This window comes from Paenibacillus sp. FSL R5-0378 (assembly GCF_038009285.1).
Classification (GTDB): domain Bacteria; phylum Bacillota; class Bacilli; order Paenibacillales; family Paenibacillaceae; genus Paenibacillus_AQ; species Paenibacillus_AQ favisporus.
The window spans coordinates 4,223,277-4,236,308 of record NZ_JBBPAY010000001.1 but is presented as its reverse complement, the minus strand read 5'-3'; the positions used below and the strand labels follow the sequence as shown (position 1 = coordinate 4,236,308).

At 52.9% G+C, this 13,032-nt stretch carries 12 protein-coding genes; 1 reads left to right on the top strand and 11 read right to left on the bottom strand.

All coding sequences use genetic code 11. The features are described 5' to 3' along the window. Positions 1-7: 7 nt before the first annotated feature. The 11 genes from MKY74_RS19695 to uxaC all read right to left on the bottom strand — a co-directional run bounded on the left by MKY74_RS19695 (position 8) and on the right by uxaC (position 11,574). Positions 8-241: a hypothetical protein gene (locus MKY74_RS19695; RefSeq protein WP_076166003.1), complete on the bottom strand. Its 234-nt coding sequence runs from the start codon at positions 239-241 to the stop codon at positions 8-10. 10 nt (positions 242-251) lie between these two features. After that, on the bottom strand, positions 252-1,424 hold the full coding sequence (locus MKY74_RS19690; RefSeq protein ID WP_076166007.1) for a Ger(x)C family spore germination protein: 1,173 nt from the start codon (positions 1,422-1,424) through the stop codon (positions 252-254). Beyond that, complete coding sequence (locus MKY74_RS19685) at positions 1,421-2,923, bottom strand: spore germination protein (RefSeq protein WP_076166011.1); 1,503 nt, start codon at positions 2,921-2,923, stop codon at positions 1,421-1,423. Before MKY74_RS19685 ends, MKY74_RS19690 begins: the two co-directional genes overlap by 4 nt. A gap of 473 nt (positions 2,924-3,396) precedes the next feature. Beyond that, positions 3,397-4,779 (bottom strand): amidase, encoded by a 1,383-nt coding sequence (locus MKY74_RS19680; RefSeq protein ID WP_244169154.1) that lies wholly within the window; start codon positions 4,777-4,779, stop codon positions 3,397-3,399. A gap of 133 nt (positions 4,780-4,912) precedes the next feature. Beyond that, positions 4,913-5,398: a nickel insertion protein gene (larC, locus tag MKY74_RS19675; RefSeq protein WP_076166018.1), complete on the bottom strand. Its 486-nt coding sequence runs from the start codon at positions 5,396-5,398 to the stop codon at positions 4,913-4,915. A gap of 28 nt (positions 5,399-5,426) precedes the next feature. Beyond that, positions 5,427-6,476: a LarC family nickel insertion protein gene (locus tag MKY74_RS19670; RefSeq protein ID WP_076166021.1), complete on the bottom strand. Its 1,050-nt coding sequence runs from the start codon at positions 6,474-6,476 to the stop codon at positions 5,427-5,429. Next, positions 6,473-7,246: a nickel pincer cofactor biosynthesis protein LarB gene (gene larB, locus MKY74_RS19665; RefSeq protein WP_432206587.1), complete on the bottom strand. Its 774-nt coding sequence runs from the start codon at positions 7,244-7,246 to the stop codon at positions 6,473-6,475. The genes MKY74_RS19670 and larB overlap by 4 nt, the downstream gene beginning before the upstream one ends. Positions 7,247-7,264: 18 nt before the next feature. Next, positions 7,265-8,065, bottom strand: coding sequence for an ATP-dependent sacrificial sulfur transferase LarE (larE, locus tag MKY74_RS19660; RefSeq protein WP_076166029.1), 801 nt, complete (start codon positions 8,063-8,065; stop codon positions 7,265-7,267). A 26-nt stretch (positions 8,066-8,091) separates the two neighbouring features. Then, positions 8,092-8,865: an SDR family oxidoreductase gene (locus MKY74_RS19655; RefSeq protein WP_076166032.1), complete on the bottom strand. Its 774-nt coding sequence runs from the start codon at positions 8,863-8,865 to the stop codon at positions 8,092-8,094. Beyond that, positions 8,866-10,152, bottom strand: coding sequence for a lactate racemase domain-containing protein (locus MKY74_RS19650; protein ID WP_076166035.1), 1,287 nt, complete (start codon positions 10,150-10,152; stop codon positions 8,866-8,868). A gap of 18 nt (positions 10,153-10,170) precedes the next feature. Next, entirely contained in the window at positions 10,171-11,574 is a 1,404-nt protein-coding gene (gene uxaC / locus MKY74_RS19645; RefSeq protein WP_076166039.1) for a glucuronate isomerase, read from the bottom strand. A 204-nt stretch (positions 11,575-11,778) separates the two neighbouring features. Between uxaC and MKY74_RS19640 the strand changes: the two genes are divergently transcribed. Then, positions 11,779-12,954, top strand: coding sequence for an ROK family protein (locus MKY74_RS19640; protein ID WP_076166043.1), 1,176 nt, complete (start codon positions 11,779-11,781; stop codon positions 12,952-12,954). The last annotated feature ends 78 nt before the right edge of the window (positions 12,955-13,032 follow it).

Below are 13,032 nucleotides of genomic sequence, written 5' to 3'. Positions count from 1 at the left end.
CCCCCTCCTAACCTTCGGGATAAAAGATAACCCAGATCGGTTTGGTCACTTGATTGATCCATTCGGTCGGACCGGGCAAGCCGGGAGCAAATAACAGCATGACCGCTACTACCCACCCGGTGAAGGTAATGACGGCAATGGCTGCCCGTTCCTTTTTCTTGTTCGGCTCCACACTCGAAAAATCATATATAAACACGGCCACAAAGAGCAGCGTAATGCCGAGCAGTTTGAGAACAATCATCGCTTATCCCTCATTTAAAGGTTTTACCGGAAAAACCAGGCGAAATAATATGTACACTGGAATGGGCGTAAACGCTGATTTCCGGGAATATTTCATCCCATCGGGCCTGTTCCTTGGTCCAACGTGCAGGATACTTTTGCCAAAACGCATCGGCCGTTCCGAAAACATCGGCGCCAGTCTCATCCTGGATCTTCCGAAACGTCTCTTTCACCTTGGACTCGATTTCCTTGTTCAGCTGCTGTTCCAATCGGGGCATTTCTTGGGGCAGCATCACATTGACATGGGTTTCATTCTGAAGCACACTTGCTTCACCTTCAATCCGGATCATAACACTCCATTGATTTCTGCGAATCAACGGAATCAGCTTCGTATGGCATTTGATCAGCCGGACGGACATGATACCCCCATCATCGCCTTTACTTTCCTGTACAGGAAATGTTACCGTCGTTGATTCCAGCTCGTTACGGATGATCTGAACGTATCGCTTGACTTCTCCTTGATATTGACCCGCCATTTTCCCCTTCATTAAAACCGCCGCCCCGTTAATGTACGGGTAAGCATTACTTTGTCCAGATTCCTCCTTTTTCCCGATGAGAGGAACGATAATTGCTTTCGACCGCCCTGCCAGCATCCCTCCCAAATCTTTAAGCGTAACTCCCATACCTCCGGCTAGAACGGTCAATTCGCGAAGGGTTTCGGCGCTGTCCCGCTCCATTCGCGTGTTTATGCTCAAAATGCTCTTAGCCCTTCCTTGGCTGATAAAAAAATAAGCATGCTCCCTCGGCTGGGGATGGCGAAAGAGAAAATCGACCTGATCCATGATCCCCCTCTTGGCGAGCTCCTCCCCCACGATAAATACTTCGCTGTGGCCCCAAAAGACTTTGCGGGGCATTTCCTCCTGCAGCCGCTGGGCCGCATCCGCCAAATCCGTCCCGACTGCGCTTTTCACGATAACCATGTCTCCTTGGTTTCCACTGCTCGTCATCTCGCCGTCGCTGCTCATGCTGGACTGGTTGGGTGTGTAGACTTGAACGGACAGCTCTACTTTCCCGTTTGGCGCAGCATCCATCCCAGCTCCCATAATTAAAGCCAGATCGTTCACCTCGGTGCGGTCCCAGCACCCTGTAACGAGCGGGATGATCGTAAACAGAAAAAACGCAGCGGCAAGTCTTGCGCTTTTCATTTTCTTCGGCCTCCCCTTCCAGGTCCCGGACGCTGGTTAGCACCCTGGCGATACCTGTTCCAAACGCCGATTCGCGGTCTTGTATTCATTTTCCAAGTTGGGACGCGGACCAGGATGTCCTTCAGCTGGCTGAGATTGGTGGCTGTTGACAACGAAACATAAGGAACGCCAAAAGAACGAAGCGCGAACAGATGGGTCAAAATTAAGGTGATCCCCATCATCAGTCCGAAAAAGCCCAGAAAACCTGCCAGCAGCATCATCGGAAAACGAAGCAGCCGGACCGTGATGCCAAAGGCGAAATGGGGGATCAGAAACGAGGCGATCCCAGTGAGCGCAACGACCATGACCATCGGCGAAGAGACGAGGCCGGCCGCTATGGCCGCCTGACCGATGACCAGTGCTCCGACGATACTGACTGCAGCACCAATCTGTTTGGGAAGTCGAACCCCGGCTTCCCTTAAAGCTTCGAACGTAATTTCCATCAGCAGCGCTTCAACCAGAGCCGGGAAAGGGATTTGCTCCCTCGATTTGGTCATATTAAGCAGCAGCGTCGTTGGAATCATTTCCTGATGATAGGTAACGATAGCGACATAGAATGAAGGCCCGATGAGAGCAATAAACGCGAAAAAATAACGCAGCCAGCGGATGGCTGTGCCGATGTAATAACGCTGATAATGATCTTCCGGCGATTGCAGAAAGGTAAAAATCGTTGCTGGAGCAATCAAGGCAATGGGAGTTCCTTCTACGAGTATGGCCGCTCTGCCCTCAAGAAGATTGGCTGCCACCACGTCCGGCCGCTCCGTCGTCTGTAATTGCGGAAAGGGCGAATATGGATTATCCTCGATGAGCTCTTCAATCATCCCGCTTTCCAAAATCCCGTCGATGTTGATGCGGGAAAGACGGCTTTCGATTTCAGTAACCAGCGAAGATTCTATGATACCGCTGACGAAAGCGACGACAACTTCGGTCTGGGAAAAACGTCCGATCCGGATCGACTTCATCTTCAAATCGGGCGACTTCAGCTTGCGGCGGATCATGGACACATTGACCATCAGCGTCTCGATAAACCCTTCACGCGGGCCTCTGACGACGGATTCCGCCTCGGGTTCCGTGATCGAGCGCTGCTCCCACTTTGCCAGGTACAGAGAGATAGCCCTTTCTTCCCCATCCATGAGCAGGACGACATTGCCGTCACCAATCTCGATCACCGCCTGTTCCATCGTTTGGATCAGGGTATAGGAGGACACCGGCAAGCACTTGCAAAAATCCTCTAAGGTGTTGCCCCCATCTTCTGACAACTGTTTCAGAGTGGGTTCGAGAATGTAACGGTTAATCATGTCGCTGTCGGTCAAACCCATAAAGTAGACGATGACCGCAGGAGTTTGGCCGCAGCTGAAATCGTGGAACACGACATCAAAGCAATCCGCATACCGCTCTTTCAGATGAGAGATATTTTCTTGTAAACGAGCTGAGAAGATCACATCTTCATTGGTTTGCATGTCCACACCCCCAACCGGCAAAAGTCCATACTGGTGGCAAAATATACTTTTTTAGTATCGCACTAAAAACTTCCTCTAAACGCGGTCTAACTTCTTTGAAATTTCATCGATACAGTTTTAGTTAGATATAAGAATGTGTAGGCATCAGAGACTCGGCATCCTTATATCGCACTAAAAACTTCCTCTAAACGCGGTCTGGCTACTTTGAAGTTTCATCGATACAGTTTTTAGTATGGTCAGAACAGCTTGAAAAATTCGGTAAACGAGAGATTTCTAATATTTCCGGAATTATGGATGAACAGAAAATAAGAAAAACGTCTATCGACGTACCTTCTAAGAAGAAAGACCGCGTTTAGCTGAAGTTTTTCTTGCGAGATCCGGAAGCGGAGGCTCCGAATCTTATACTTTCTGATCTTTTAAGAAAGGAACACCGCTGCACGGCAGTGCAGACAGTGTTCCACTCAAGTGCTTGATTAGTATCCTGCGCAGATCTGATCCCGGAGACGGTAGAATTCCTTCAGCTGGTCCTGCTCATAAGCGTATCCGGCGCGAATCAGCAGATCTTCCCGCTCCTTTCGGGCCACAAGCTGCAGTCCGACGGGAAGCCCTTCGCTTGTCAGCCCGCAAGGAATGGACAGAGCCGGAACCTCCACCATGTTGAACAGGCCCGTATAACGGGTCATCGCGTCAAAGACACTTTCCGTATAATCACCAAAATGGACTTCGTCCACGCCGATTTTCCGCGCAGGGATCGGGATCGTCGGTGTGGCCAGCACATCAATGCGTTCGCGGAACAATTTATCGAACATGTTCATATACATTTCTTTTGTCTTAAGCGCTTCGATATACTGCAGTGAGGTGATATCCCGGGACGATTCCAAAAAGGCTCTGGCATCCGCTCCGTATTGCGATAAGCAGCATTCCATCCGGCTTTTGTGGACATAACCGGCCTCAGAAGCGGCGATGGTCAACGAAACCTCGCTGTTCCCCTCCACAAAGGAGACGTCCGTATCAATGAGAATGGCACCGAGCGACTCCAGCGCCTCCAGTGATTGAAGATACAATGCATAGGTTTCCGGGTCGATGTGTTCGTTAAAGTAGCTGGTCGGCACGCCGACACGAAGCCCCCGGATGTCTTGATTCAGATATGGCAGGTAGGACTGCTTCGTCATGGCACCGAACAGGACTGCCAAGTCAGTCATATTGGCCGTGATCGGCCCAACATGATCCAGAGTCCAAGAAACGTAAAATACGCCCTCAGTAGGTACTTTGTTATACGTAGGTTTTAACCCGACAACGCCACAGGATGCCGCCGGAATCCGAACGGAGCCGCCCGTATCGGTCCCGATGGAAGCTGCCGTCAAATCAGCGGCTACCGCCGCAGCCGATCCGCCGCTGGAGCCTCCCGGCGTGTACTCATGATTCCATGGATTGTGCACAGGTCCATAATGCGGGTTATTTGAGGTGACACCAAGGGCATATTCATGCAGATTGTTTTTTCCCAGCAGGATCGAATCCTGCAGCAGCAGCCGCTGGACGATAGCAGCGTTCTCGTCTGGTATGTGATTAGCGTCAATCGAGGAGCCGTAAGTGGTGCGGATACCTTTCGTATCGATATTATCCTTATAGGAAAGCGGAATTCCGTACAGGAGACCGGTCTGCTCTCCCGATGAGGATTTGGCTTCGAGCCGCTTGGCTTCTCCCGTGGCCCGATCCTTGGCTACCGTAATATATGAATTGAGTGCAGGATCTTTCTTTTTAATCCGTTTCAAATAATGCTTCGTAATGTCCAGCGTCGTCCAAGAGCCTGTTTTGTACCCGGATTGAATTTCCTGAATCGTTTTTCTCCCCATCATTCATTCTCCTTTCTTAGTCAGACAAACGAAAACTTCCCTTTCGGGAAGCTTTCATGTCCAGTTCTCTACTAAGCTATGCGGAAATGCTAGAGAACGTATGGGGTTTTTGACAATAAAAGGTAATTCTAAAACATCACGAATTGGTAGGCACGAGTCCGACGGATTTCCATACTTGCTCGTAAACAGACTTGATCGGGATCCTGTTCTCTTGGGCTATTCGTTTGCAGTCCTCAAACTCCGGAGCGCATTGAACGGTCTCCCCGTTATGAATACCCAATTTTACGGTAACGGCTCCCCATTCTGTTGGGACCTGAGTAAATGTTCGTTCCAGACGGTGCACCGTGAGCGGATAATACCGGATGCCAAGCGTGGTTGTCTCGCGAAAAATGATTTCTTTCATCCGGTCGATCTTTTCTTTGGCGCATAGCAGCTGAAGCATCGTACCCGGCCGGTTTTTCTTCATGTAAATGGGCGTATAGAACACGTCGTTTGCACCGTTTTCGAGCAGAAGGTCCATCACGTAGCCCAGCCATTCACCCGAAATGTCGTCATAGTTGACTTCCATCTTCACCATGTCATGATCGACATGTTCATGATTTGGGGGCAGCTCGGATTTCATAAGACAAACTCCTTTCGGATCAAGAGCGTTATTCGCCCACGATGACACGCAGCACGTTCGGCCGGTCGGCAAACGTTTTGGTCCCTGCTCCGTAACCGACGGCGGTCACCTTGATAGACGGAATGGGCCCGTACTGCTGCGCCAGCACCGATACGATCGCCGCACCCGTCGGTGTCGTCAGCTCAAAGCGGACATCCGACGCTTCCAGCGGCACGCCTTTCAGAATCTCCAGCGTCGCAGGCGCAGGCACCGGGTAAATGCCGTGGTCGATCCGGATTTTGCCCATACCGACGGGCACGGGCGAGGAATGGATCGCTTCGATACCCATTTGATGAATCAAAATCGAGGCGCCGACAATATCGACGATGGAGTCTACTGCGCCTACTTCGTGAAAATGAACGTCGTCTAACGGAACGCCATGTATCTTTCCCTCAGCCTCCCCAATGATCTTAAAAATACGGAGCGCCGTGTCGCGTACCGGCTCCTCATAACCGGCCGCTTCAATTATTTGGACGATATCCTTGTATGCCCGGTGATGATGATGGTGATGATGGCTGTGATTATGCGAATGATCATGGCTATGATGGTGATGTGCATGGTCGTGAGGATGATGTGCATGGTCGTGAGGATGGTGCGCATGATGATGGTGGACATGCTCGTGATGATCGTGCGCGTGGTCGTGATGGTGTACATGATCGTGGCTGTGGTCATGTCCATGATGATGTTCGTGACTGTGGTCGTGATCATGCTTGTGGCTATGGCTGTGAAGATGCGCTTCATGCTCGTGGAGAGATTCGCCTGAACCTTCCTCTGCCTCAAGATTCGCTTGGGAATGTTCATGCATGTGATGATGATCATCGTGATCTTTCTCATGCACTTCTTGCAAAAGCACGTCAAATTTGGTCGCGGTGATCCCGTTCTTGTTCACCTTGCTCCACTGCAGCGCATATTCTTCTTCGATGTTTAATTTCTGCAGCTCCGTCTGCATCCGCTGCGCATCACCGCCGGCATCCAGCAGCGCACCGATGAACATATCTCCGCTGATGCCGGAAAAGCAGTCAAGGTATAGCGTTTTCAAGTTCGTGTTCCCCCTCTATGTACAAGCTGATGAATCAGCGCGGCGTTATAACCTCCGCCGAATCCGTTGTCGATGTTCACCACGCTGATGCCTGAGGCGCACGAATTCAGCATCGTAAGCAGCGCCGACAAGCCTTGAAAATGAGCCCCATACCCGACGCTGGTCGGTACTGCGATGACCGGGTGGGAGACCAGGCCGCCCACGACGCTGGGGAGCGCCCCTTCCATCCCAGCCACCACGACAGAAACCGACGCCTGCTGGATTTCTTCCAAATGGCTGAGCAAACGGTGGATCCCCGCAACGCCTACATCATAGATCCGGTGGACCGTGCTGCCTAGCACTTCGGCCGTCACCGCCGCCTCCTCCGCCACGCGCAAATCCGAGGTTCCCGCCGCAATCACCGCGACATACCCTTGCCCTTGCGAATCATCAGCGGGCATCTGCTCCTTTTTCCAGTACAAGACCCGTGCCGTCTCGTGATAACTGTAATCCGGACACGCCCGCAGCACCGTCTCGGCTTTTTCCTTGTTCACGCGTGTGACCAGGACGCTGCTGCCACGGGCTTGCAGGGCGCAGGCAATCGAAATGATATGATCCGCCGTTTTGCCTTCCCCATAGACGATCTCAGGGAAACCCTGCCGTTTACTGCGCTGGTGGTCAACCTTTGCAAAGCCGAGATCCTCAAATGCCGCCAGCCGCGCTTTGGCTTCCGCCACGCTCAGGGCTCCGCTGCGTACTTGCTCCAGAACGTCGTCCAACAAAGTTCTCATCCCCTTCCAGAGCTTTCGTTATGCCAACACCTTGTTCATGCTGCCGCTCTGATAACCCACCAGGTCAAGCGTTACGTACTTGTAGCCGTACTCCTGCAGCCTGCCGGAAATTTGCGAGTGCTGCTCCAGAACGGTCTGCATGTCCTTCGGTTCTACTTCGATCCGTGCCGTGTCCTGGTGCGTGCGCACCCGTACCTGGCGGATGCCGAGCGATTTCAAATAGGCCTCAGCTTTTTCAACCTTGCTCAGCTTCTCCTTGGTGATCCGTTCCCCGTAAGCGATTCTCGAGGACAAGCAGGCAAAAGAAGGCTTATCCCAAGTGGGCAGGCCGTAGCCTCTGGACAGCTCGCGGATTTCTTCCTTATACAATCCGGCTTCCAGCAGCGGTCCGCGAATGCCCCTTTCCTTTGCCGCCTGCATGCCGGGCCGAAACTCATTCATGTCGTCGGCAATGACGCCGTAAACGATATTTTTATAGGATTGCTCCGTCAGTACGGGAACCAAATGGTCGAAAAGACTGCTTTTGCAAAAATAGCAGCGGTTTTGCGTGTTTTCGGCATATCCGGGAATCGCCAGCTCGGAGGTTTCAATGACCTGATGCCGCGCTCCGATCCATTCGGCCAGCTCCCTCGCCTCTGCAAGCTCGGTCGACGGATACGTTTCCGAATCCGCGGTCACCGCCAGTACTTGATCCGGGCCGAGCGTATCGACAGCCGCTTTAAGCAGAAAGGTGCTGTCCACCCCTCCTGAAAATGCCACGACAACTGAATTTAGTTCCCGTAGGATGGACTGCAGTTTCTCATATTTTTCAGTTAGCATTGTCCTGCCTCCTTCCCGTATGGCCATTAAATCGTCATGCTGCCGAACCCGCCATCCACCCGGATCATCGAGCCGGTGATAAAGCTCGACGCCTGATCCGAAGCAAGCAGGATCGCCGCCCCTTTTAATTCATCCGGCGTACCGAAGCGATTCATCGGCGTATGCCGCATGATCGATTCGACCCGTTCCGGGCTTAATATTTTCTGGTTCTGCACAGCCGGGAAGAATCCCGGAATGATCGCGTTCACACGGATCCCCTCCGGCGCAAGCTCCCGAGCCAGGAATTGGGTGACGCTGTTCAATCCGGCTTTGGACACCGAATACGTAAACACCTTGGAGAGCGGCGTCGTTGAGGACACCGACGAGATGTTGATGATGCTTCCCTTGCGCTTCTGCTCGACCATGCGCTTGGCGAAAATTTGACAGGTAAGCACGATGCCCTTCAGGTTCACGTCCATAATGCGGTCCCATTCTTCCATCTCCAGCTCGAAAAAGGGAGTGGTGCTGTTCGTACCCGGAGCGTTGAGCAGAATGTCCCATCCGCCCGACCATGCTTCGATGTCCGCGGCCGCTTGGACCAGGGACTCGCGCGAGCCCACATCCGCCTGAAATGCTTTCGCTTCCCCGCCTTGGCTCCGGATGACGCTTACGACTTCCTCCGCTTTGTCCAGGTTCCGCCCGACGATTGCCACCTTGGCCCCGTGTTCGGCAAAGCCCTCGGCAATCGCCGAGCCGAGCACGCTGTTGCCGCCGACTGCTACCGCCGTTTTCCCCGTTAAATCAAACAAACTCGTCGTCATCTAGTGACTCTCCTCCGTTTTCGGTAAATTTCCGTGCTCGTCAAAAGGCAGATCATACGGCTCCGAGGCCAGCTCCATTTGCGGATGCTGCTTCACATATTCATACAGCGCTTCGGACACCTCGATTTGGCTCAGAACGAGCGTATTTTTGATCCGGACGATTTTCGCCTGGTTAAAATCCAGCACATTGCTCGTTTTCACCGCCGCCTGAATCGCTTCCTTGTCATTCGGCAGCGTCGTGGCGATCTTCGTCGGCGCGACGACGGTGGACGTCAGCCCGTTGGCGTAAGTAACCTCCAAATCCATCTTGTCGACAAGCCGCTGCGTCGTAAAGTCCGCCGTGCCCACCCCGTTTGCATTCCCTTCGGTTTGCGGCGTCAAATCCAGGACGACCATTTTGTTGACATCCGGTCCTCCGTGCGCATACGGCGTCGGATATCGGCCCGTGATGTTCGGATCCATGCCGTCGCCGCTGATGTTTTTGCCGATCTCGTCAATGATCAGCACTTCCAGCTGGTCAAAAAACAGCTTCGGCAGCAGTTCCTTCGCCTGAAGCTGCAGCTGCGGTTCCTTGTCGGTAATCTCCTCCGGCGTAAGCACCTCAACGACTGCAACCTTGTCGAACGCATTTTCGATCGTCGCTACCCCGAACAGGACCGGTTTCTTCTCCATGATCATTTGGGCCATGGCCGGAACGTTCTCGGCCATATATTTAAACCCTAGCTGGTGGCAGGCCTCCGCCCCTTTCTGCTTGCCAAGGCCGATGCTGATCATTTTCATGATGCCGCTCTCTACCGGTCCCCGAAAAGCCGTATGCGGCTTAATGCGGTTAATGACGACGATGCCGTCCGCGGCGGCGGCGTATTTATCCAAATACACCGGAAGGCCGTTCGGCAGCGCACCAAGCTGAACGACTTCCATCGAGGAGCGGATTTCGCAGCCGGCGCTCTCTTCCGTGACGCCCAAATGCGCCAGTACCTCCCGCTGCCCTTCCGCCGTGGCACCTCCGTGACTTCCCATGCTCGGCACAATAAACGGCTTAGCCCCCGCTTCCTTTAATGCTTTGACGGTCACGGCAGTTAGCTCCACGATGCGGTCAAGCCCCCTGCTGCCGACAGCGATCGCGATTTCCATGCCGGGCTTGACCTTCTCCATAATGTGCGGCTGACGCAGCTTGGCCCCAAGGTCGCCGCCCAGGTCCACGATCTGTTCATCGTTGAACCGCACGTTGACCTTGGCCATTTTCGGAATCGGAATATCCTTCAGAAGCTCCTGCAAAATACCCATGCGCTTTCCCCTCCCCCGTTATCGTTTCATGAAATAGGCTTCAGCGTTGCCGTAACCGATGTTTCGAACCATCCGTTCCAGAGCCTCCATATCATCCGGCACGAGCCCTTTCTCCACCCATGCTCCGAGAAGATTGCAAAGAATGCGCCGGAAGTATTCGTGTCGGGCATAGGACAGAAAGCTGCGTGAATCGGTCAGCATGCCGATAAAATGACTGAGCAGACCAACATTCGCCAGGTCCTTCATCTGCTTTTCCATACCATCTATATGATCGTTGAACCACCAGCCAGACCCGAACTGGACTTTGCCCGGCACCCCTTCCTCATAAAAATTGCCCGTCATCGCGGCCAGGACAGCGTTGTCTTTCGGATTCAGATTGAACAGCACCGTTCTCGGCAGGGCGTTTTCCTGATCCAAAGCATCAAGGAAGCGAGCCAGACCCTGTGCAAGGTTCGTTTCTCCCACAGAGTCAAAACCGGTATCGGCACCGATGCGGTTTTTCATCTTTGTGTTGGTGTTGCGGAGCGCGCCCATATGCAGCTGCATGACCCACTGCTTGCCGGCGTACATTTTGCCGAGCTCCTTCAGCAGGAAAGAACGATATGCGTTAATCTCAGCGCCTGACAATTCTTCACCGTTCAGTCTTTTATTAAAAATAGGAACGATTTCTTCCCTTGTGACGTCTGCAAAATCAAGGTACGGGATATCATGGTCGGACGCACGTCCGCCATGCTCATCGAAGTAATCCACGCGCCGTTGAAGCGCATTCAGGAAGGCATCCAGGGAACCGATGGTTTGGCCTGTAATCTCCCCGAGCTTATGTATCCATTCGGTGTAAGTGGGGCGCTCGATATTTAATGCTCCATCCGGTCTGAACGTCGGCGCGATGATGGTTTGAAAGCTGTCATCGGCAGCCAGCCGCTCATGATATTCCAGCGGGGACAGCGGGTCGTCGGTCGTGCCGATAAATTTCACCCGGGCTCTGGCAATCAGCGCCCTCGGCAGGAAATCGGGCTGCTGCAGCTTGGCGTTGCATGCCTCCCATATATCGCGGGCCGTGGCTGGGCTCAGAATTTGTTCGATGCCGAACACGTTCTTGAGTTCCAAATGTGTCCAATGGTACAGCGGGTTGCCGATCAGGTGAGGAACCGTCTCCGCCCAGGCCATAAATTTATCCCAATCCTCCGCATCGCCTGTAATCAGCTGCTCACCGATGCCGTGCATCCGCATCGTACGCCACTTATAATGGTCGCCTCCCAGCCACAGCTGCGTAATATTGGCCCATGGCTTGTTCTCCCATACTTCCTTCGGGTCCAAATGGCAGTGAAAATCAAAGATCGGTAAATCGGCAGCCGCCTTTTCATATAATCGAACTGCTGCAGGGGTATCCAGCAAAAATTCCGAATCGAGAAATTGGCTCATCCTGTTCTCCTCTCCAGGGATCGATAATTGGTATGAAACCCTTTACAATTTTTAATTTGTTTATTAAACTTACAAAATATATTCGTACTGTACCAACTCCCCACGCCTTTGTCAATCGGGTAATTTCTGAGCGGGCGAGGCGGGTACGTGCTACAATATGGTTTATGCTGAATTTTCATGACGTTCAAAAATGGGAGGAAACAAATGGTAACCGGAGACGCCTCTTATATTAAAAAGATCAACCGGGCGTTGATTATACGGGAAATTATGAAAGAAGGAAAAATTTCCAGAGCGGATCTGTCTAAGATTACGGCCTTGACCCGGGCGACGATCTCCGCGCAGGTCGCGGATTTGCTGGAAGAAGAACTGGTCGTTGAAACCGAGCTGGAGCACAACCCCGTCGGACGCAAACCGATTATGCTCTCCCTGAATGCCCAGGCAGGATATGCGCTCGGCATTGACCTGGACGCAGGACATGCGACATTTATGCTATCCGATTTAACCGGTCATCCGGTCACAACGGAAATCATTCCAATTCAATCGGAAGCCTATGAGGATATCGTACAGCTGCTGGTTTCCGCGATCAGACGTTATCAAAGCCGATGTGCAGGCAGCCGCTACGGGATGGTCGGCATCGTATTGGCGATCCACGGACTCGTCTCCAATGAAGAGACCATCAAGTTCGTGCCCCGGTTCCAATGGCAGGACGTTGACCTGAAGCAGGATCTGGAACGTGCAGTCGGTACAGCTGTCCATTTGGAAAATAACGCGAACCTCAGCGCTTTTGCCGAGCGGGCATACGCTCACCATACAACCGACAACCTGCTATGCGTAACGCTGTATTCCGGCATTGGGCTCGGCATGATCATGGACGGCAATTTTTTTCGCGGCCATGAAGGCTTTGCCGGGGAAATCGGCCATATGATCGTCGTTCCCGGCGGAGAGCCCTGCGCTTGCGGCAACCGCGGCTGCTGGGAGAAGTATGCTTCGGAGACAAGCGTGCTCCGGAACATCCTTGCGGCCGAACCTGGTGACGCCTCGGATATGGAGTGGATCAGCCGGCGCATTGCCGATGGCGATGAACAAGTGCTTGACGCGCTGAATCAATTCGTCTATTACCTGTCGATCGGGCTGAACAATGTCATCAATATGTACAATCCGGACGTTGTCGTCATCGACAGTGAGCTTCTGCGAATGGTTCCCGATGCACTGCAGAGGATCCATCATCAGCTCCACTCCCAAATCAGCCATTACCGGGAGATCACACTGTCGGGCATGGGGCGGAAATCCTGCGTCATGGGTGCCTGCGCACTGGCGATTTCCCGTTTTCTGAACGTTCCTGTGCTTAGCTTGCCCTCCGGAGACGACCTTGCTGATTGATTACGGGTATGAAAATCTAACTGATGCTCGCTCCCACTCCCTTTTCACAAGCCCGGATACAAGGACGCTGCCTATACA

What these genes read in the sequence shown, in the direction of transcription:
- MKY74_RS19655 (WP_076166032.1), bottom strand. Translation starts at nt 8,865, where the DNA reads ATGACGACGAGTTTGTTTGATTTAACGGGGAAAACGGCGGTAGCAGTC.
- MKY74_RS19695 (WP_076166003.1), bottom strand. Translation starts at nt 241, where the DNA reads ATGATTGTTCTCAAACTGCTCGGCATTACGCTGCTCTTTGTGGCCGTG.
- MKY74_RS19640 (WP_076166043.1), top strand. Translation starts at nt 11,779, where the DNA reads ATGGTAACCGGAGACGCCTCTTATATTAAAAAGATCAACCGGGCGTTG.
- MKY74_RS19680 (WP_244169154.1), bottom strand. Translation starts at nt 4,779, where the DNA reads ATGATGGGGAGAAAAACGATTCAGGAAATTCAATCCGGGTACAAAACA.
- larB (WP_432206587.1), bottom strand. Translation starts at nt 7,246, where the DNA reads ATGAGAACTTTGTTGGACGACGTTCTGGAGCAAGTACGCAGCGGAGCC.
- larE (WP_076166029.1), bottom strand. Translation starts at nt 8,065, where the DNA reads ATGCTAACTGAAAAATATGAGAAACTGCAGTCCATCCTACGGGAACTA.
- MKY74_RS19685 (WP_076166011.1), bottom strand. Translation starts at nt 2,923, where the DNA reads ATGCAAACCAATGAAGATGTGATCTTCTCAGCTCGTTTACAAGAAAAT.
- larC (WP_076166018.1), bottom strand. Translation starts at nt 5,398, where the DNA reads ATGAAATCCGAGCTGCCCCCAAATCATGAACATGTCGATCATGACATG.
- uxaC (WP_076166039.1), bottom strand. Translation starts at nt 11,574, where the DNA reads ATGAGCCAATTTCTCGATTCGGAATTTTTGCTGGATACCCCTGCAGCA.
- MKY74_RS19690 (WP_076166007.1), bottom strand. Translation starts at nt 1,424, where the DNA reads ATGAAAAGCGCAAGACTTGCCGCTGCGTTTTTTCTGTTTACGATCATC.
- MKY74_RS19650 (WP_076166035.1), bottom strand. Translation starts at nt 10,152, where the DNA reads ATGGGTATTTTGCAGGAGCTTCTGAAGGATATTCCGATTCCGAAAATG.